This window comes from Bradyrhizobium sp. SZCCHNR1053, assembly GCF_032381235.1.
Lineage (GTDB): Bacteria > Pseudomonadota > Alphaproteobacteria > Rhizobiales > Xanthobacteraceae > Bradyrhizobium.
On record NZ_JAUHJM010000012.1, the window covers coordinates 141,831 to 161,307 of the forward strand.

A 19,477-nucleotide genomic window follows, 5' to 3' on the forward strand; every position below is an offset into this window, starting at 1 on the left:
GAGCGAGCGCAGCCTCAGAACGCCGCCGCCAGCTCCTTGGCGCCGGGCAGGCCGCTGAGCGAGTCCATCCTGGCATCCGTCACCGCAAGCAGCTTCGCCACGGTGTTGTGGCGAACGGCGACCGGATTGCGCTCGTAGCCGCCGCGCTGGAAGAAGTTAGCGGTCGGAACCTGATCGCGCATCTCGAGCGGCATCGTCACCATGTCGAAGCCGGTGCCGTCCCCGGTGAGATTCATCATCTCGAGCTCGGCCGCCGAAAGCGGCCGGGTGTAGCCCTTGGCGCGCGCGAACAGCACCGAGGTCAAGAGCTTGTGGGTCTGCAGCATCGGCCCGACGTCGATGTCGAGCACCATCGCATGCATGGCCCAGCCCTGCGGCGTATTGCCGATCTTCTCATGCGCCGACCAGTCGTCCGGCACGGAGCGCGCAATCGCGACCATCTTCTTCAGGACCGCGAGCTTGTGCTCCATCGCGCCCCGCGCCGGGCCGGACGTCTGCGCCACGCGTTCGCCGAGCAGGCGGATGAACAGCGGGCCCTGCTCTGCCAGCAGCTCGACACTGTTGGTGGTCAAGAGCTGATTGTAGCCAATCGCCGTCGAGATCGCGCGGTTGCCCTTGAAGCCCGATTGCGAGTCATGCTTGCCGTTGCCGCCGGTCTCGAAGGCATAGACGCGCACCGCCTGCTCGCGCGTCAGCCCCGACGCCGCGGCGAAGCGCGCATAGGCGCGCTTGAAATCGATGTCGTTGGTGGGGCGCTGCGGCGACCATTGGAAATGCTCCTGTGCCGCCTTCACGAGGTCGGCGACCACAGGGATGTACTTGCGCTCGCGCGGCTCGCCCTCAGGTTCCGGCTCGGGGTTCACCGGCCGCTTCGGCCCCGTGTAGACCGGCGGCTGCTCCAACACATAGTCGTCGAGCCCGATCGGCTGGCGGTCGCGGCGCTTGGCATTGCGCGCACGGCGCTTGTCGGCGATCGCCTTCCAATAGGCGCCCGCCTCCTGGTCAAACTCCGCCCGCGCCTGCTGATATTCGGCGAGTTTGCGCCGATACTCCGCAATCGCAGCCGGCGATGCCATCTGCGCCAAAGCTTCGCGCGGCGCGACCGGTGAGCCGGGTTCCGCGGCCAGCAAAGGCGGCGCGCCGGAAACGGCGCAGGCGAGAATCAGGGCAAGGGTGCGAATCGGCTGATGCAGCATGCCGCCCTTGTAGCCGAAACGGCGGCTACTTCCAGGCGAACACCGGCTGCTCCAGCTCGTGCACCCGGGTGTCGCGGCCGGACAGGACCTCGCGGAACTGATAGATCAGCGCTGCGGTGGGCGCGTGAATGAGACCCTCGCGGGCGTGAAAACGGATGACGCGCCGCGTGCTCTCGGGGATCGCAGTGAAATCGAACGCGTCATCCGCCGTGATCGCGTCGAGGCCGATCCGGTGCACCGAGGCGACCTCGTCCGGATTCGGCCGCAGCGTGCGGCCATTGGCCGCCCATACGACGACGGGGGTAATCAGATAGCCCGACCGTGTCGGATAGTCGTCGAGCAGGCCCAGCACCGCATCCGGCGCCAGGATCAGCCCGAGCTCCTCTGCGAGCTCGCGCAGCGCGGCCTCGACCGTCGTTTCGCCGGCGTCGCAGCGTCCGCCCGGCAGCGCCCATTGCCCGCCATGGCTGCGCAGCCCTGCAGCACGCAGAGTGAGCAGCAGCGCCGTGTCGCCGGTCTCGTGGTGCGGGGCCAGCGCGATCACCACCGCCGCGCGCTTCAGCGAGGCCGCCGCCGCAGCCGCCTCCAACCGCACGAAACCGGCACAGCAGCTTACGATTTTCCGCCTCGTGGCATCGTCGAACGGCATCGGCATGCAGCTTGACTACACCAGGCCGGCGACAGATGAAACGACCTCCAGGCCGGCTCGGGCCACAACGGGAAAGGTCTTCAGCGATGACGAAATCAGCCGCGGCCAGGATGACGTCCGACGGCTGGGAGATCGTCGACACCTCCGGTTTCCTGCATCTGATCGGCCCGCTGTGGCAGCGGGTCGTCGGCGGTGTCCACGAGTACGCCATCGTCACCGAGGACAAGCACCACAACCGCCGCGGCCTGGTTCAGGGCGGCGTGATCATGACGCTGGCCGACCGCAGTTGCGGCATGACGGCCCGCTACGCCGCGGGCAAGGAGCACATGGCGACGATCCAGTTCGACACGCATTTCGTCGAGTCCGGCAAGATCGGCGAGACCCTGGTGTCGCGGCCGCATGTGGTGCGGATCACCCGCAGCCTGGTGTTCATCACCACGGAGGTCATGGCCGGTCATCGCGTGATCGCGATGGCCTCGGGCGTGTTCAAGATTCTGAAGAGCGAGTGAGCCGTGCTCTCGCCTCTCCGTCATTGCGAGGAGCGCAGCGACGAAGCAATCCAGAGTCCCGACCCGGCCCTGGATTGCGTCGCTGCGCTCGCAATGACGCGCTGAGAGAGTTATCGTATCCCCTTCGCCCGCGGTGGTGACGGTTTGAAATGAGGCAAGAATGCAATATCGCCAGCTCGGCCGTTCCGGCCTGAAGGTGTCGCCGATCTGCCTGGGGACGATGATGTTCGGCGGTCCCACCGACGAGCCGACATCCGCCCGCATCATCGCCAAAGCGCGCGACGCCGGCATCAACTTCATCGACACCGCGGATGCCTACAACAAGGGCGCTTCCGAGGAGGTGGTCGGCCGCGCCATCGCGCGCGAGCGCGACCGCTGGATCGTCGCGACCAAGCTCGCCAATCCGATGGGCGACGATCCCAACCGCGCCGGCCTGTCGCGGCGCTGGGTGCTGCAGGCTGCCGACGAAAGCCTGCGGCGGCTCGGCACCGGTCACATCGACATCTACTACCTGCACAAGGAGGATCACGCGACTCCGCTGGAGGAAACCGTGCGCGCGATCGGCGATCTCATGCGTGCCGGCAAGATCCGCTATTTCGGCGTCTCCAATTACCGCGCCTGGCGGCTCGCCGAGATCTGCAATCTCTGCGACGCAGTCGGCATCGACCGCCCCATCGTCAGCCAGCCCTACTACAATGCGATGAACCGGATGCCCGAGGTCGAGCACCTGCCGGCCTGCGGCTATTACGGCCTCGGCGTCGTGCCCTACAGCCCGCTGGCGCGCGGCGTGCTCACCGGAAAGTACAGCCCCGATGCACCGCCGGACACGGACACCCGCGCCGGCCGCAACGATACGCGAATGATGCAGACCGAGTGGCGGCCCGAATCGTTGAAGCTGGCGCAGGAGATCAAGCGTCACGCCGAGACGAAGGGCTTCACGCCGGGACAGTTCGCCGTGTCCTGGGTGCTCAACTCCGCCTTCATCAGCTCCGTGATCGCGGGTCCGCGCACCGAGGCGCAATGGGACGACTACATCCGCGCGCTCGACTATCCCTTTGCCGCCGACGACGAGGCGCTGATCGACCGGCTGGTCGTGACCGGCCACGCCTCGACGCCCGGCTACAACGATCCGGCCTATCCGATCGAGGGCCGCAGGCCGCGGGTGGGCTGAGAGATGGAGGAGGATCGCTACGGCCTGCCGCTGTCGACCGCCTCCACTGACGCGGCCGCAGCCTATCGCGACGGCATGGATCTGCTGCTCGCATTCTGGCCCGGGGCCACTGACGCGTTCGAGCGGGCGATCATGCTCGATCCGGAGTTCGCGCTGGCGCACGCGGCGCGTGCCCGCATCCACGCGATCTACATGCAGCGCGAGGCGGCGCTGCAGACCATCGCACGGGCCCGCGACCTCGCTGCCAAGCGCGGCACCCCGCGCGAGCAGAGCCATGTCGCGACCCTGGTGCTCGCCATCGAGGGACGCGGCACTGACGCGCTGACATCGACCCTGGCGCATCTGGCGAACTGGCCGCGGGACGCCATGATCATGGCGCTCCCGCTCGGCGCTTTCGGCCTGCTCGCCTTCTCCGGCCGCGCCGATCACGATGCCGCCCGCCGCGACCTCTGCGACCGCTTCGCCGCTGATTATGGCGAGGACTGGTGGTTCATGTCCAACCATGGCTGGGCCCTGACCGAGGCCGGCGAGTTGGCGAAGGGCCGCGTCGTCACCGAGCGCAGCTTCGCGCTGCGCCGGCACAACGCCTATGCCGTGCATGCGCTGCTGCATGCGATGTTCGAGGACGGCGCGGTGGACGAGGCCGATGCGCTCGTCGCGGGGTGGATCGGCGACTATGACCGCACCGGGATGCTGCACGGTCATATCTGCTGGCACCAGGCGATCGGCGCGCTGGACCGGGGCGATGCCGACAAGGCGCTGGCGGTCTATACCGACGTGCTGGTGCCGACGATGGACTCGGCGCCGCCGCTCAACACCCTGTCCGACTGCGCCTCGCTGCTGTGGCGGCTGATGGCTGACGAGCAACCGGTGCCGCCCAACGCATGGGCCGACACGGCGGCCTATGCGAGCACGCGCTTCACGGGTTCGACCCTCGCCTTCGCCGAGATGCATCTGGTGATGATCGCGGCAGCGACGCATGACAGCGCCGCGCTCAAGGGACGCCTTGCCGCGATCGAGCGGCGGCAGGCCGAGGGCAGACTGCCGGCCGGGCGCATCGTGCCGCACATGTTGCGGGCGCTGCGTGCGTTCGCCGATGACAATTGGCGCGGATGCGCGCGCGAGCTTGCGCCCGTCATCGGCGATCTCCCCCGCATCGGCGGCAGCCACGCGCAGCGCGAGGTGATCGAGGACACCTACATCCTGGCGCTGATCCGCAGCGGCGCGCTGGCCCAGGCACGCGACCTGCTCGATGCCCGCCTGCACCGCCGCCCCTCCGCGCGCGACACGCGCTGGCGGGCGCTGACGGTTTGACGGACGTTATCCCTCCGTCTCCAATCCCGTCGGCATCGGCACGTTCTCGGGCTGCAGCTTGAGACCCGCCGCGAGCGCGACGGTCTCCAGCAGCGCCGCAAAGTCCTTCTCCAGATAGCCGGCGGGATCCGGTTGCAGCGAGGCGGCGCCGACATGGGCCTGCAATGCCTCGCGCGTCGCGGCCGTCACCGGCATCGCGACGTCGAGCTGGCGCGCCGCCGACAGGCCGAGATCGAGATCCTTGCGCAGCAGCGGCGGCGTGAAGGTCGTGGTCCAGTCGAGATTGACCAGCGCGTTGCTCTTGTACCTGGTGAAGGTCGACCCCATGACGCTGGCGTTCATGAAGTTCAGGAAGGCATGGCGCGGCACGCCGGCCTTCTGCGCCAGGATGGTGATCTCGGCCAGGTTCTGGATCACGACGCCGAGGAACACGTTGTGCGCGATCTTGCAGATGCGCGCGAGCTCGCCCTCGCCGACATAGGACACGCCGGAGACGGCGATCTTCGCCAGATACGGTTCGATGACCTCGAACGCGGCCTTGGGGCCCGAGACCACCGACGACAGCTTGCCGGCCTTGACGCATTTGCCGTTGCCGGACACCGGCGCCCGCACGAACTCACAGCCCAGTCGAACGAGCTTGGCGGCAATCGCCTCCGACTGCTCGATGCCGATCGAGGAGCAGTCCACCAGGATCCGGGGACGCGATCCAGAACCGGCGGCCACCAGGCCGTTGTCGCCGAAATAGACCTGCTCGAGATCCTTGCCCGTCGACACCATCGTGAACACGATGTCGCACGCGGCGAGATCGCGGGGATGATCGACGATGACGCCCCCTTTCGCCGCCAGCGGCTCGGCCTTGGCGCGGGTGCGATTGAAGATCGACACCTTGTGGCCGGCCTTGAGCAGGCGCTCAGCCATCGGATAGCCCATGCGCCCCATGCCGATCCAGCCGAGCGAATGCGTCGCTGCCATTTGCGTCACTCCCTTTGACCTGCTTCGCTCAGTAGCGGTTGGCGATCGGCAATTCCTCGGCCGGGAACAGCGTGATCACCTGACAGCCCTTGTCGGTGACCACCACCTCCTCCTCGATACGCGCAGCCGAGAAGCCGTCGGTCGCCGGACAGTAGGTCTCAAGCGCGAACACCATGCCGGTCTTGATCTCCATCGGATTGTCCAGCGAGACCAGCCGCGAGATGATCGGGCGCTCATGCAGCGCGAGCCCGAGGCCGTGGCCGAACTGCAGGCCGAAGGCCGCCATCTCCGAGGGAAAGCCGAACTCCTCGGCCTTAGGCCAGACCTTGGCCACGGTGTCGGTCGAGACGCCCGGCTTGATCAGCGCGATCGCATTGTCGAGCCATTCGCGGCACTGCTTGTAGGCGTCGTGCTGCGCCGGCGTGGCGCGGCCGACGTTGAAAGTGCGGTAGTAGCAGGTCCGGTAGCCCTGATAGGACTGCAGGATGTCGAAGAACGCCTGGTCGCCCGGACGCAGGATGCGGTCGGTGAAATTGTGCGGATGCGGATTGCAGCGCTCACCGGAGATGGCGTTGATCGCCTCGACGTCGTCGGAGCCCATCTCGTAGAGCATCTTGTTGGCAAGCGCGACGATGTCGTTCTCACGCACGCCCGGCTTCAGGTGCTCGTAGATCGAATGATAGACGCCGTCGACCATGGCCGCGGCCTGGTTGAGCAGCATGATCTCGTCGATGTTCTTGATCTCGCGCGCGTCCAGCATGACCTGCTGGCCATCGACCACCTTCATGCCGGCCTTCTGCAGCTCGAAGAACATCGCCGTTTCCGCAAGGTCGACGCCGACAGGCATGTCGGCAACGCCTGCGGCGCGCAAAAGGCTCATGACCTCCTCGGCATGCGCCTTCATCAGCCCGACGGCCGGCGGCACGGTGCCGCGCATCCCGAGCATGCCGGCGCGGCAATTCTCCGGCGCCAGCCAGTCACAGAACAGACGATGGTGGACGGCCGCCGAGCCGAAATCCCACACGATCGGCTCGCCGTCGCCGGCCAGCAGCGCGAAACGGCACAGCTTGTCGCGCTCCCATTCGCCGATCTTGGTGCCGGACACGTAGCGAATGTTGTTGACGTCGAACAGCAGCAGCGCACCATAGCCCGACGCCTTCAGCGCCGCGCGCGCCCGCGCCAGCCGGTAGCGCCGCAACCTGTCGAAATCGACGCGGCGCTCGAAATCCACCGAGACATGGCCATGCGACGGAATCGCCCGCCCCCAGCGCCAATGCGGATCGAGATGCTCCGGGCTGACCAGATGCGGCTTCAGCGCGCTCGCTGTCATGTGGACGTTTCCCATTGTTCTATTGCAATCGATTGCAAAGCCGAATTTATTGCATACACGCAAAGCGTGTCAAGGTATAGCATGATCAAAACGTCGTTGCGCGGCGACATCAGAGGCTGGGAATGAAACGGACATTGCGACCGGCAGCAGGCCTGCATGCGTCGTCCTCGCGCCCGACGATCAAGGACGTCGCCGCCCGTTGCGGTGTGCATCCCTCGACGGTCTCGCGCGCGCTCAGCCCGGCGATGAAGCACCTCGTCGCTGCCGATGTCGCGGACAAGATCCAGGCCGCAGCCAACGCGCTCGGCTACCGGCTGAACATGGCCGCCAAGGGCCTGCGCACCGGACGCAGCGGCCTGATCGGCGTGCTCGCGCCGGATATCGCCGACCCCGGCTTTCCGCCGATGCTGTCCGGCATCGCCGATCATCTCCACGCGCAGGGCTATGCGACGATCGTGGCCGACGCCGGCACAGAGGGGTCGGAGCGGGATCTCGTCGACCGGCTGATCGCGCGCGGCGTCGACGGTCTGGTACTGGCGACGGTGAGTTTGCGTGACGACGTCGTGAAGCACTGCCTGGATGCAGCGCTGCCGGTGGTGCTTGTCAATCGCGTCGACGCCGCCGGACTCCTGCCCTCGGCAGCAAGCGACGACGCCGCCGGCATGCGTCTCGCCGTCCAGCATCTCGTCGCGCTCGGCCACCGGCGCATCGGTCACGTCGCGGGCCCGCAGCACATCTCGACCGGCGCACGCCGCCGCGCCGGCTTCGAGGCCAGCATCAGGGCTGCGGGACTGTCGGCCCGCCATACGCCGGTCGAAGCCGTCGAAACTTATACGCGTGCGGCGGGTCGCGAGGCTGCGCTGCGCCTGCTCGCGCGGCGGACGCGCCCAACCGCAATCGTCGCCGCCAATGATCTGCTGGCGCTCGGCGTCTATGACGCGCTCGCCGCGCGCGGCCTGACCTGCCCCGGTGATATCTCCGTGGTCGGCCACAACGACATGCCGTTCGTCGACATGGTCGCGCCGCCGCTGACCACGGTGCGGATCGCCCAGCGCGACATGGGGGAAGCCGCGGCGCGGCTGCTGCTCGACCGCCTTGCCGGGCGCGAGGCAGCGACCGACCACATCGTCCTGGCGCCGGAGCTCATCATCCGCGGCTCGACGGTCGCATACGAGCACTGACAGGTCCGCGAGGCATCGCTACACTGCGCGGCAAAGCAACAACGGGAGGATACGCCGATGACGGAGATGGTCGGCCTGGAGGTGCTCGTCGCATCCATCGCACCGGGGCAATCGATCGCGATCCCGGTCGACCGTGCCGGCGTCTCGATGGCGGCGACGGCAGCGATGATCGAGGCCGGCCTCACCGGGCTGCATCTCGTCTGCGTGCCGATATCGGGCCTCCAGGCCGATCTGCTGATCGGCGCCGGCGTGGCCGCGGTGGTGGAAACCAGCGCCGTCTCGCTCGGCGAGGCCGGCGGCGCACCGCGCTTCGTCGCGGCCGTGCGCGACGGCAGCATCCGCCTGCGCGATGCCACCTGCCCTGCGATCCATGCCGGCCTGCTGGCCGGGCAGAAGGGCGTGCCGTTCATGCCGATCGCCGGCATCATCGGCAGCGATCTGCTGCAGGTCCGCCCCGATTGGAAGGTGATCGACAGTCCGGTCGGCGAGCCCGGCAAGGTGGTCGTGGTGCCGGCGATCACGCCCGACGTGGCGCTGTTTCATGCCCCCGAGGCCGACCGCTTCGGCAATGTCCGCATCGGCCGCTACCGTGAGCTGGCGACGATGGCCTATGCGGCGAAGCGCACGCTGGTCACCGTCGAGCGTATCGTCGATCGCGATTTGATGGCGACCGAGGACTCCGCCGCCGGCGTGCTGCCGACGCTCTATGTCGATGCGATCGCAGTCGCCGAGAACGGGGCCTGGCCGCTGCCGCTGTGGGACGAGTACGAGACCGATGGCGCCGAGCTTTCGCGCTACGCCGCGATGGCGCGCACCGACGAGGGCTTTCGCACCTATCTCGCCGCCTTCCTGACCCGCAGCAAGGAGGTGGCATGACCATGCACGACGAGCGCGCACGCAAAGAACTGCTGATCACCGTCATCGCCGACCTGCTCGATGGCATCCGCCATGTCGCCGTCGGCGCCTCGTCGCCGATCCCGGCGGCCGGCGCGATGCTGCTGCGCGCACGCAACGCGCAACAGGGCAAGCCGCCTGTCCGCATCTCGATCCTCGGCTCGAGCCGGCACAATTTCTTCACCAATGGCGGCGTCGAGCTGTTCGACTGCGCCGCGCAGGGCCGCGTCGACGCGTTCTTTCTCGGCGGCGGCCAGATCGACGGCGCCGGCAACATCAACCTGGTCGGCACCGGCGACTATCCGCGGATGGATGTGCGTTGGCCGGGCTCGTTCGGCTCGGCCTATCTCTACCATCTCATTCCGCGGGTGATCCTGTTTCGCGAGGAGCATTCGCCGCGCGTGCTGGTGCCGAAGGTGGATTTCGTCAGCGCCGCGGCGACCACGCCGGAGGTGAGGCGCCGCGGCGGACCGCATGCGCTGCTGACCAATCTGGCGCTGTTCGATTTCGACCGCGAGCGCGGCGGCTTCCGGCTGCGCACGGTGCATCCCGGCTACTCGGCAGAGGACGTGCGCGATCGTACCGGATTCGATTATGCGGTGCCGGAGATCGTGCCGCCGACGCCCGCGCCGGACCGGGCGACGGTCGAGCTGATCCGCGGCCGGATCCTCGACGAGCTCGCCGAATGCTATCCGGAATTCGCGCGCGCGATGGCTGCAGCGGCTTAGCTAGCGATCCAGGCTACGCCTGTCCATGCTGGTGCCGACGCCAAATTGGATCGCCAATTGGATGGATAGGCCACCGCACGCCGCGGGGCGGGCATTTTGAACTCGGCAAATCCGCCAAAGGCTTAAATGGACGAACGAAGTAAGAAAACTCAGAAGGGCCTATCGCCATTCCGCTGAGCTATGCTGCGACCGGAACGGTTTGCCGCCGCTGGTCGCGGCGGGTCTGGCGCACACACCGTCCACGATGCCCGGGGGGCCAAAGCCGCCAATCGACTCGGTCGGCATCATGCGATGCCGCACCTGTGAAACCGGCGCACGGGCAAGCCGCGCGCCCACCTTCAGCGTTGATCAGTTTCACTGTTGATCAGTGACGTGCCGCCGCAGCACCGGCATAGACACCGGCAATGAAGGCCGCCGCCGCTCCGGCAACGGGCACCAGCGCCGGAACGAACTTCGCGCCTGCCGCAGTATCGATGATCTGCTGCAGCGTATTGCCGTCCTTGGCCTGGGCGCACTCCTGGTAGATGCGCGTTGCGGCTGCTTCGATCTCGGCGAAGGTCGCCGTGCAGATCACCTTGTCGATGCCCTGATACGATACAGGTCCGGCTTTGCGGTCGTGAAGGTATTGATGCGTGAGTTGCAGGCCACCGCCGACGATCGCTCCTGCGGCTGCAGCGCCGAGCGCCAGCACGGCGGGCGCGATCTTCGGCCCGAATTCCTTCGCGCCCGCTGCTCCTGCTTCCGCGAACGCCAAAGCCGGCATGTGCAGCCAGGACACGGGAATGTTCGCCAACGCGGCTCTGACGTCTTCATTTGCATTCATGGGATACTCTCCTCGGTTGGGTTTGATTGGACCAGACGACTTTCGCCAGCGCCTTCCCGCGGCCGTAGGCACCGAAGAACGACTCCGCTCAACCTGCGGAGGCGCCCTTCGGTCCGGCGGGCGCCGCGATACGGCGCAGTATTTGTTCGATCTCGTTGTGGTGCTGCATGACGCGTTGCACGACCCGCACGTGATCATCGGCACTGTTCGTTGCGTCCGCGCCTGCGCGGCAATGCGGGCATTCCGGCTCTCCCTGATAGAAGAAGTGCTTGCAGGACTCGCAGAGCAGCAGCTGGTCCAGCCTCGCCGCAGCGTCAGGCGCGAGATCCTGGAACTCGTCGCTCGCGTACGCTTCCTGGCCGTATCGGCCGCCGTGGGCGTCCTCGATCATGATGTCGAAGCAGCCATGGTCGAACGGCTGTCGTCCCGATGGCCTCGTCCGCTGCACGATCACCTCGCGCCAGCCGCGTTCGGCCAGCCGCAATACCCGGTAGTGGCAGAACGGATTGTTGCCAGGCCGTCCCGACAGCACGTGCGCGGTCCAACTGCACCCGGCGCGGCAAATCGGACCATAGTAGCACTTGGCGCAGAACCCCCAGCGGCGCCCGCGGCTCTCGTCGAGATCGCGCATGAAACGCAGTTCGGCGCTGTCGTTCCAGATGTCGGTAAATGATCGATCGCGGATATTGCCGCCGACATAGGCGGCCGTGGGGAGCGACGGGCAGCCCTTGATGGCGCCGTCAGCCTCGATTCCCAGGCCAGCCCGTCCGGCCTGGCAGCCGCCGTAGTATTCGAATCGTCCGGAGGTACTGCGCCAAGCCGCTTCGTATGGACCAAAATACCCGATGTTGTTACCGGGCATAAGCTGCAGGCCGCGATCGAGGCCCTCTTCGAACAGTGCAAACAGCTCCGGCATCAGCGCAGCGAGATCGAAGGGCTGCAGCAGCAAGGATGGAGCATCGGCCGCATTGCCCATGGGCACGGTGAGCTGAATCTGCCAGGCGGAGGCCCCGGCGTCGACGATCGTATCGAAAATGTCGCGCAGGCCCCCCAGGGTAAGACGATTGACCTGCGAGTTGGCGGTCGCCATCAGCCCATGCTTTCGCGCGTTCCGGAGCGCGGCCACCGCTTGGCCGTGGCTGCCCTTGATACCGCGGAGCCGATCATGTGTAGCGGCCGGGCCGTCGATGGAAACGCCGACGGTCTTGAGTCCGGCGCGCGCGGCTGCTTCGATCTTCGTTTCCGTGAGTGCCCGGGCGCCGGTCTGCAGGCCGCAGACAATGCCGTTACGAGTGATCTCCTCGACGAGGACTAGCCAATCGGGGCGGAGGTAAGCTTCGCCGCCGATCAGAACGATCTCCTTGGTGCCAGCGCGCGCAAGTTCGCCAATCAGAGCGATGCATTCCGCGGTGGTCAGCTCGTCATTGCGAGGTGCGCCGGCCCGGGACCCGCAATGGCTGCACTTCAGGTTGCAGAGAAGCGTGATCTCCCAGACCACATAGCGCGGTTGAGCGGTAGGCAAGCCGCCGGAAGGGATTGATCGGACCGGCATCTCGGTATCGGCGTGGGGTACACGAGAGAACATGAAATTTGCCGCGACATCGTTGACGATTGGTATCGTAAAATACTAACCTTAGATTGTATAGAGGACGAGGGAGGCGAATTTGGCGAAGGAAGGCGTTCCAGGCGGAGTGGTGCCTCTGTACGGCCTTGCGATCGGCAATGCGCTCGCAAGTGGCGGTATCACTCTGGATGAGTTGGTCACATTGCGCTCGCACGCGAAGGCAATCGTCGACGCTCAAGGCGATCTGGTTTCTGCGGTGAACGCGCTCGACGAGGAAATCGTCAAGCGCGGCGGACAGGCGGCCGCCAAGGGCGCGGCGCCTGCCGAGGTCGTGCCATCCGAACGCTTCACCGTGCAGATCACCGGCCTTCCGATCGAGCCACAGGCGAGACAGAGCATCGAGCAGGCCGTCAATAATGCGGTGAAGGCTGCCATTGCCGCTCACGATAGCGGCGGCGACCTGAAGATCACGGCGTTGTCTCAAATCCAATCGTTCGGGGGAACGCACGGCGGCGCCACTGCGGGTCTGATCGCCACGATCGATCTTCAGTCAGCGCCTTGAAGGTTTGGAGGGGGACATCATGACCGAGAAGAGTACAGCTGGCGGAATCGCATCCTTCGCCGGTGGAGCAATCATGGTCTATGGCGTTGCCATTGGCAACGCGTTGGCGGCGGCCGTCAAAGGGCCCGCATCCATCGACGATCTGGTGTCGTTGCGCGACCATGCGCGCCAGATCGTCGGCGTCCAGGGTGATCTTGTCGCTGCGCTGGCCGCTTTGGACGCTGAGATTGCGAAGCGTGGAGGCGCCAAGGCGGCGCCGGCGCCGGAGATGGAGCGCTTCGTCGCTCAGATCGATGGCGCTCCGCTCTCCGACCAGTTGAAGTCTGAGATCGAGCAAGCCATTCAGAAGGCGGTGACGGCCGAAATCGCAAAGCTCGATACGCGCGGCGACATGGTTGCGACGCCGCTGTCGCAGATCAAGGCGTTCGGAGCGGGACCTGGCTCCCAAATTTACGGAGCTGTCTATCGACCGAAGCTGGATAATCCCTGAGTGCGGTCGAATGCCCGGCACACGTTCGGATCACGGCGATGTCCAGACCAAGCAAGCCGGGCGAGGCGAGAGCGAATCGAGAGGCGTTCAGGCGATGTCCGATGCAGCATCCGTGAAGCCGAAGTCGGTGCCGATGTGCCCGAGTTCGCGCTGCGCCGACGGCAACACGCTGCTCGGCATCGTCAATGCCGAGGGCCGGATCGATTTCATTCCCGAGCGCTTCGAGGTCGACGCCGCCTTCGTCGCAATCGCCCGGCAGGGACGTCCGCCGGAACAGCGCTTCCGCTTCTCGTCGCCGTGCCTCGCGCGCGGCTGCGGGAAGTGGGACGGCAAGCGCTGTGGCGTCGCCAAGATCCTGAACGAGCACGGGCTGGAGCTCCTGCCGAATGAGTGGACCGTGGCGCTGCCGCGGTGTTCGATCCGCGCGAACTGCCGTTGGCACGGCGACTACGGCGATGCGATCTGCGCGGTCTGCGCCTGGGTGGTCACGGAAAGCGGCAATCGGCTCGAACCGCCGGCTTGATGTTTGCGAGCCGAGACATCAGGGGGACAGAAATGGCCAAGGGCATTTCGCTGCATATCGGTCTCAATCGGCTGGACCCGAAGCACTATGCTGGGTGGGACGGCAAGCTGAACGCCTGTGAGAATGATGCGCGCGCGATGGAGGCGATTGCGAAGACGGCGGGCTATCGGACCGGCATTCTGCTCAGCGAGCAGGCCACGCGCGGCGCCGTGACTGACATGCTGACGATGGCCGCCCGCGACTTGAACAGCGGAGACATTCTGCTGCTCACCTATTCGGGCCACGGCAGTCAGGTTCAGGACCTCGACGGTGACGAGATCGACGCACTCGATGAGACCTGGTGCCTCTATGACGGACAGATGATCGATGATGAACTCTATCGCGTGTACGGCGCGATCGCCGATGGCGTTCGCGTTCTGATTCTCTCCGATTCCTGCCATAGCGGCACTGTGGCCAAGGTGAGCTACTACGAGATGGCGCAGGCCGCCGGCTTCGCCGGGAATTTGGATATCGCCGTGGCCGGCAGGGCCGCGACGAAAGGGATCAGCTATGCGCCCAAGTTCTTGCCGCAGGATATCGCCCTCCGTACTTATGAGCAGAACCGCGCATTTTATGAAGCCATCGGCCGGGCCGCGAAGGGCGGGCCGGGTGCGGAGTCGAGCGATGTCGCCAAGGCCAGCATCCGTCTGATCTCGGGCTGCCAGGACAATCAGGTGTCATTCGATGGCGCCATCAACAGCGTCTTCACCGCGGCGCTGCTGCTGGTCTGGGCGAACGGTCAATTCAAGGGCAATTACAACGATTTCCACCTTCAGATTCAGCGCAAGATGCTGCCGACGCAATCGCCGAACCATTACAGGATCGGCAAGGAAGATCGTGAGTACGACAGCCAGCGCCCGTTCACGATCTAGCTAGATCACTGCAATGATGCGCGCGTGATCACCTGCCCCGCATGCGCCTTCTGGTGCGCCCCCTGCCACCAGGTCAGCGCGCCGTTGACGATGACGGCCTCGATGCCGGCGGCCGGCACGCAGGGGTCATCATAGGTCGCGCTATCACGCACGCTGGCCGCATCGAAGATCGTGATGTCGGCGTGGTTGCCGATCGCGATCGTGCCGCGTCCCTTGATGCCGAAATTCTGCGCGGTCAGCCCGCTCATCTTCCAGACCGCGGTTTCCAGCGAGAACAGCTCGAGCTCGCGGCAGTAATAGCCGAGCACGCGCGGGAACGTGCCCCAGAGCCGCGGATGCGGACGCTCGCCGAACGGCAGGCCGTCGGAGCCGATCATGGTCGGCTCGAAGGCGAGGATGGTCTGCACGTCGGCCTCATCCATCGCGAAGTAGATCGCCGACGCCGGCTGCAGCCGCTTTGCCGCTTCGAGCCGGTCGACGCCCCAGCCGGCGGCGATGTCGGCGAGATCGCGACCCGCCACTTCGGGATGCGGCCCGGAGGCCGCGACAACGACCCTGACCTGCAGCTTGGCCGGATCGGTGTGCAGCATGGTCGACGAGGCGTTGTAGGGGTAGCAGTCCAGCGCGACGCATTGGCAGCTCATCGCCTTCGTGATCAGCGGCAGCGTCTCCTTGGTGCGGCCGAAATTGGCCGGGCCCACCACCTTGTGATGCGAGATCACGACCTGAACGTCGAGCGTCTTGCCGATGGCAAAGCTCTCCTCCAGCGACTTGATCACGTCGTTCGCCTCGTTGCGCATGTGCGTCGCGTAGACGCCGCCGCTGCCGGTGAGCGGCCGGCAGATCTCGATGATCTCCTCGGTCGGCGCCGCCTCCGCCGGCGGATAGAACGTCCCGGTCGAGACGCCGATGGCGCCGGCGTCGAGCGCCTCCTGCACATGAGCCCGCATCTCGGCGATCTCCGCGTCGGTCGCGGCCCGGCCGAGGTCGCTCACGACCGAGGCGCGCAGCGCGGTGTGGCCGACCATCGGCGCAACGTTGACGGCGGCCGGTGCCGCGCGCAGTGCAGCCACGTAGTCCGCAAACGAGGCGTACTCTGCGACCCGACCGTCGCCGGGCGACAGCAGGCCGAGCGGCATCGGCCGCGGCGAGCCCGGCTTCAGCGGCGCGATGCTGACGCCGCAATTGCCGGTCACGACGGAGGTCACGCCCTGCGAGACTTTGCAGATCATGTCGGGATCGACCAGCACCGCGCTGTCGTCATGGGTGTGGGAGTCGATGAAGCCCGGCGCAACGATGTGGCCGGTGGCGTCGATGACGCGTGCAGCCTTGCGGCCACCAAGCTCGCCGAAGGCGACGATGCGACCGTCCTTGATGCCGACATCGGCCTCGAAACGTGGCGCGCGCGTGCCGTCGATGACGGTGCCGCCGCGGATGATCAGGTCGAAGGAGTCGGAGGAAGGCTGGGTATCGGTCATGAGGTCTCGCGCGGGGATATTGATCGGAGCTGGCGGGACTATCCGCTGCACGCCTCTGGGCGTCCAGCGGGATCGGCATGAGGTGCGCGCTGGGCTGGGCTGCAAGCCCCGCGACCGCTGGCACTGCGTCAACAAGGAGCGCGATGTCACCGTCATTCCGGGGCAATCGTCAATGCGCAGCCGCGAAGCGGCAACACGTTGACGATTGAAACCGGAATCCCGAGATTTCAGGAACGGACGCAAGACAACATCGAGATTCCGGGTTCAAGGCCCGCGGCCTTGCCCCGGAATGACGGTGGTCGTAACGCAGTCGTCCTTCAACCCGCCGGCCGCCGCTGCGCGACGATCTGCCGGTAGAGTTCGGCATAACGGCCGGCGCGGTGCCGCCACGACACGTCGGTCAGCATCGCATTGAGCTGCATGCGGGTCCAGTTCGCGGCGTTGCTGCGCGAGGCGTAGAAGGCCGCAGCGGCACGGCGCAGGGTCTGATCGAGCGCCTCCGCCGTCACGGAGGCGCACTTGAACCCCGTTGCGGCGACGCCGGCCTCGGTCTCGTCGATGACGGTGTCGGCGAGGCCGCCCACGGCGGTGACGATCGGCAGCGCGCCATAGCGCAGGGCGCAGAGCTGCGTCAGGCCGCACGGCTCGAACCGCGACGGCACGACCAGCGCGTCGCAGCCGGCCTGAATGAGGTGCGCCAGGCTCTCGTCATAGCCGATGACGACGCCGATCTGCCCTGGATGGTGCGCGGCGGCTGCGCGGAATGCGTCGCGCAGTTCGGCCTCGCCGTCGCCAAGCAGGGCCAGCTGAATCCCGCTACCGGTCAAGGTCGGCAGGCAGGATAGCAGCAGGTCCAATCCCTTCTGCGACGTCAGCCGGCTGACGACACCGAGCAGGAACGTCTCCGGCGCGACCTGCAGGCCCATGCGGGTCTGCAGCGCCGCCTTGTTCGGTGCCCGCGCCTCGATCCGCTCGATGCCGAAAGGCGATGGGATGGCCGAATCGCTGCCGGGATCCCACACGGCCGTATCGATGCCGTTGAGGATGCCGACGAGGTCGGACGCGCGCTGGCGCAGCAGGCCGCCGAGGCCCATGCCCTGCTCGTCGCTCTGGATCTCCCGGGCGTAGGTCGGCGACACCGTCGTGATCTTGTCGGCGAATTGCAGTCCCGCCTTGAGGAAGCTGATGTCGCCGTAATATTCGAGGCCGTAGATCGAGAAGGATTCCGGCGGCAGGCCGAGCGGCGGCAGGAAGTGACGCGGAAAGCGGCCCTGGAAGGCGAGATTATGCACGGTCATGACCGTGCCCGGATGCGGCCGGTGGCTGTAGAGCAGATAGGCCGGCACGAGCCCGGCCTGCCAGTCGTGGCCGTGGACGATGTCGGGCACGAAGGCCGGCACCGCGCCGAGGCCGATATAGGACGCCGCTCGCGCCAGCGCCGCGAAGCGGAACGCATTGTCCGGCCAGTCCTTGCCGTCGGGTCCCAGATACGGGTTGCCCTCGCGGTCATAGAGATGCGGCGCATCGAGCACGAACAGATCGAGCGCACCATGACTGCCGCCGAGCAGCCGGGCATTGCCGCCGAAGAAGTTCGGCAGCGAGCTGATCTCGCTGGCCTGCTCCAGCGCGGTCATGACTGCGGGGTAACCCGGGATCAGCGTGCGGACCTCGACGTCCTCCGCCATCAGCGCCCACGGCAAGGCGCCGACGACATCGGCGAGGCCGCCCGTCTTGACGATGGGATAGACCTCGGAGGCAACCGACAGAACGCGCAGTGGCGTCATGAATTGAGCCCATCGATCATCGGCTGGGTAATCAAGGTCACGCCGTTCTCCGTTGTCCTGAACCGCTTGGCGTCGAACTCCGGATCCTCGCCGACCACGAGCCCCTCCGGAATCTGCACGCCGCGATCGACCACCACGTTGGTGAGGCGCGCATGGCGCGCGACGTTGACGTAGGGCAGCAGCACCGCGTTCTGCAGCTTGGCATAGGAATGCAGATGAGCGCCGGTGAACAGCAGCGAGCGCTGCACCTGGGCACCGGAGACGATGCAGCCCCCGGACACCAGCGAGCACGTCGCCTCGCCGCGACGGCCATCCGTGTCATGGACGAACTTGGCCGGCGGCGTGATCTCCGAATAGGTCCAGAGCGGCCAGGAGCGATCGTAGAGATCGAGCTCGGGCACGACGTCCGTCAGATCCAGATTGGCCGCCCAATAGGCGTCCACCGTTCCAACGTCGCGCCAGTAGCTGCCCTGATCGTGGGCGGCGCGGACACAGGAGCGCGAGAACTGGTGCGCCACGGCGCGGCCGTTCCTGACGATGTAGGGAATGATGTCGCGGCCGAAATCATGGTTGGAATTCGGGTCCGCGGCGTCGCGCTTCAGCTCCTCGAACAGGAACTTTGCGTCGAACACATAGATGCCCATGCTCGCGAGCGACCTGTCGGGCTTGCCCGGCATCGGCGGCGGATCGGCCGGCTTCTCGATGAAGTCGCGGATCGTGTCGTCCTCATTGATGTGCATGACGCCGAAGCCTGAGGATTCCTCGCGCGGCATCTCCAGGCAGCCGACGGTGACGTCGGCGCGCTGGTCGACATGCTGCTGCAGCATCAGCTCGTAGTCCATCTTGTAGATGTGATCGCCGGCCAGCACGACGATGTATTTCGTGTTGTAGGTCTCGAGGATGTCGATGTTCTGGTACACGGCGTCGGCCGTTCCGACGTACCACATCGTCTCCGAAACGCGCTGGCTGGCTGGCAGGATGTCGAAGCTCTCGTTACGCTCGGGACGGAAGAAGTTCCAGCCCATCTGCAGATGCCGGATCAGGCTGTGCGCCTTGTACTGCGTCGCCACCGCGATGCGACGGATGCCGGAGTTCACGGCGTTCGACAGCGCGAAATCGATGATGCGCGACTTGCCGCCGAAATAGACGGCGGGCTTGGCGCGCCGGTCGGTCAGCTCCAGCAGCCGGCTGCCGCGTCCGCCGGCCAACACGAAGGCCAGCGCGTGACGAGACAGCGGCTCGGTCCGTGCGGCGGGTGCCATGGTTCTCCTCCCTGCAACTCGTTGTCGCGTCAAGAATTCCGCGGCCCGGACAGGGGCGTCTCGCGATCGCGCTCCGTCTCCCGGTACTCACATATGACGAGGGAACAGCCAACCAGTTCCCAATGACGAGTGCAAT

19 protein-coding genes are annotated in these 19,477 nt (G+C 66.4%); 10 read left to right on the forward strand and 9 right to left on the reverse strand.

Annotated elements, in window-relative coordinates:
• Positions 1-14 precede the first annotated feature (14 nt).
• Together QX051_RS24290 and QX051_RS24295 are read right to left on the reverse strand one after the other, a co-directional pair.
• Positions 15-1,196 (reverse strand): hypothetical protein, encoded by a 1,182-nt coding sequence (locus QX051_RS24290; protein ID WP_315777851.1) that lies wholly within the window; start codon positions 1,194-1,196, stop codon positions 15-17.
• Between the two features lie 25 nt (positions 1,197-1,221).
• Positions 1,222-1,851 carry a CoA pyrophosphatase gene (locus QX051_RS24295; RefSeq protein ID WP_315777852.1) on the reverse strand — a complete coding sequence of 210 codons (630 nt, stop codon included), beginning with the start codon at positions 1,849-1,851 and terminating at the stop codon, positions 1,222-1,224.
• 80 nt (positions 1,852-1,931) lie between these two features.
• Here QX051_RS24295 and QX051_RS24300 point away from each other — a divergent pair, with 80 nt between their 5' ends.
• The 3 genes from QX051_RS24300 (at position 1,932) to QX051_RS24310 (ending at position 4,839) form a co-directional block, all read left to right on the forward strand.
• A complete protein-coding gene (locus tag QX051_RS24300; protein WP_315736104.1) occupies positions 1,932-2,354 on the forward strand; it encodes a PaaI family thioesterase in 423 nt (140 codons plus the stop codon).
• 160 nt (positions 2,355-2,514) lie between these two features.
• A complete protein-coding gene (locus QX051_RS24305) occupies positions 2,515-3,525 on the forward strand; it encodes an aldo/keto reductase (protein ID WP_315777853.1) in 1,011 nt (336 codons plus the stop codon).
• Between the two features lie 3 nt (positions 3,526-3,528).
• Positions 3,529-4,839, forward strand: coding sequence for a tetratricopeptide repeat protein (locus QX051_RS24310; RefSeq protein WP_315777854.1), 1,311 nt, complete (start codon positions 3,529-3,531; stop codon positions 4,837-4,839).
• A gap of 6 nt (positions 4,840-4,845) precedes the next feature.
• Here the strand turns inward: QX051_RS24310 and QX051_RS24315 are convergent, their stop codons facing one another.
• Together QX051_RS24315 and QX051_RS24320 are read right to left on the reverse strand one after the other, a co-directional pair.
• Entirely contained in the window at positions 4,846-5,811 is a 966-nt protein-coding gene (locus QX051_RS24315) for an NAD(P)-dependent oxidoreductase (RefSeq protein ID WP_315777855.1), read from the reverse strand.
• A gap of 28 nt (positions 5,812-5,839) precedes the next feature.
• Positions 5,840-7,141, reverse strand: coding sequence for a Xaa-Pro peptidase family protein (locus QX051_RS24320; RefSeq protein ID WP_315758877.1), 1,302 nt, complete (start codon positions 7,139-7,141; stop codon positions 5,840-5,842).
• Positions 7,142-7,263: 122 nt separating this feature from the next.
• Here QX051_RS24320 and QX051_RS24325 point away from each other — a divergent pair, with 122 nt between their 5' ends.
• The 3 genes from QX051_RS24325 to QX051_RS24335 are packed head-to-tail and all read left to right on the forward strand — an operon-like array spanning position 7,264 to position 9,944.
• Positions 7,264-8,322, forward strand: coding sequence for a LacI family DNA-binding transcriptional regulator (locus QX051_RS24325; protein ID WP_315736094.1), 1,059 nt, complete (start codon positions 7,264-7,266; stop codon positions 8,320-8,322).
• A 57-nt stretch (positions 8,323-8,379) separates the two neighbouring features.
• Entirely contained in the window at positions 8,380-9,198 is an 819-nt protein-coding gene (locus QX051_RS24330) for a CoA transferase subunit A (protein WP_315777856.1), read from the forward strand.
• Positions 9,195-9,944, forward strand: a complete 750-nt coding sequence (locus tag QX051_RS24335) for a CoA-transferase (RefSeq protein WP_315777857.1) — start codon at positions 9,195-9,197, stop codon at positions 9,942-9,944. Before QX051_RS24330 ends, QX051_RS24335 begins: the two co-directional genes overlap by 4 nt.
• 364 nt (positions 9,945-10,308) lie before the next feature.
• Here the strand turns inward: QX051_RS24335 and QX051_RS24340 are convergent, their stop codons facing one another.
• A complete protein-coding gene (locus QX051_RS24340) occupies positions 10,309-10,767 on the reverse strand; it encodes a hypothetical protein (RefSeq protein ID WP_315736088.1) in 459 nt (152 codons plus the stop codon).
• Between the two features lie 88 nt (positions 10,768-10,855).
• Positions 10,856-12,352 (reverse strand): radical SAM/SPASM domain-containing protein, encoded by a 1,497-nt coding sequence (locus QX051_RS24345; protein WP_315777858.1) that lies wholly within the window; start codon positions 12,350-12,352, stop codon positions 10,856-10,858.
• 79 nt (positions 12,353-12,431) lie between these two features.
• Here QX051_RS24345 and QX051_RS24350 point away from each other — a divergent pair, with 79 nt between their 5' ends.
• The 4 genes from QX051_RS24350 (at position 12,432) to QX051_RS24365 (ending at position 14,817) form a co-directional block, all read left to right on the forward strand.
• The gene (locus tag QX051_RS24350; RefSeq protein WP_315716327.1) at positions 12,432-12,893 is read left to right on the forward strand and encodes a DUF1843 domain-containing protein; all 462 of its coding nucleotides are present in this window, start codon (positions 12,432-12,434) and stop codon (positions 12,891-12,893) included.
• A gap of 19 nt (positions 12,894-12,912) precedes the next feature.
• Entirely contained in the window at positions 12,913-13,383 is a 471-nt protein-coding gene (locus QX051_RS24355; protein WP_315777859.1) for a hypothetical protein, read from the forward strand.
• Between the two features lie 94 nt (positions 13,384-13,477).
• On the forward strand, positions 13,478-13,906 hold the full coding sequence (locus QX051_RS24360) for a hypothetical protein (protein WP_315777860.1): 429 nt from the start codon (positions 13,478-13,480) through the stop codon (positions 13,904-13,906).
• Between the two features lie 32 nt (positions 13,907-13,938).
• Positions 13,939-14,817: a caspase family protein gene (locus QX051_RS24365; protein WP_315777861.1), complete on the forward strand. Its 879-nt coding sequence runs from the start codon at positions 13,939-13,941 to the stop codon at positions 14,815-14,817.
• A 5-nt stretch (positions 14,818-14,822) separates the two neighbouring features.
• On the opposite strand, the gene QX051_RS24370 is transcribed toward QX051_RS24365, so the two are convergent.
• From QX051_RS24370 to glgC, 3 genes are all read right to left on the reverse strand, one after another.
• Positions 14,823-16,295 (reverse strand): D-aminoacylase, encoded by a 1,473-nt coding sequence (locus QX051_RS24370; protein WP_315777862.1) that lies wholly within the window; start codon positions 16,293-16,295, stop codon positions 14,823-14,825.
• A gap of 317 nt (positions 16,296-16,612) precedes the next feature.
• Entirely contained in the window at positions 16,613-18,079 is a 1,467-nt protein-coding gene (glgA, locus tag QX051_RS24375) for a glycogen synthase GlgA (protein ID WP_315777863.1), read from the reverse strand.
• On the reverse strand, positions 18,076-19,341 hold the full coding sequence (gene glgC / locus QX051_RS24380; protein WP_315736073.1) for a glucose-1-phosphate adenylyltransferase: 1,266 nt from the start codon (positions 19,339-19,341) through the stop codon (positions 18,076-18,078). Before glgC ends, glgA begins: the two co-directional genes overlap by 4 nt.
• Between the last annotated feature and the right edge of the window lie 136 nt (positions 19,342-19,477).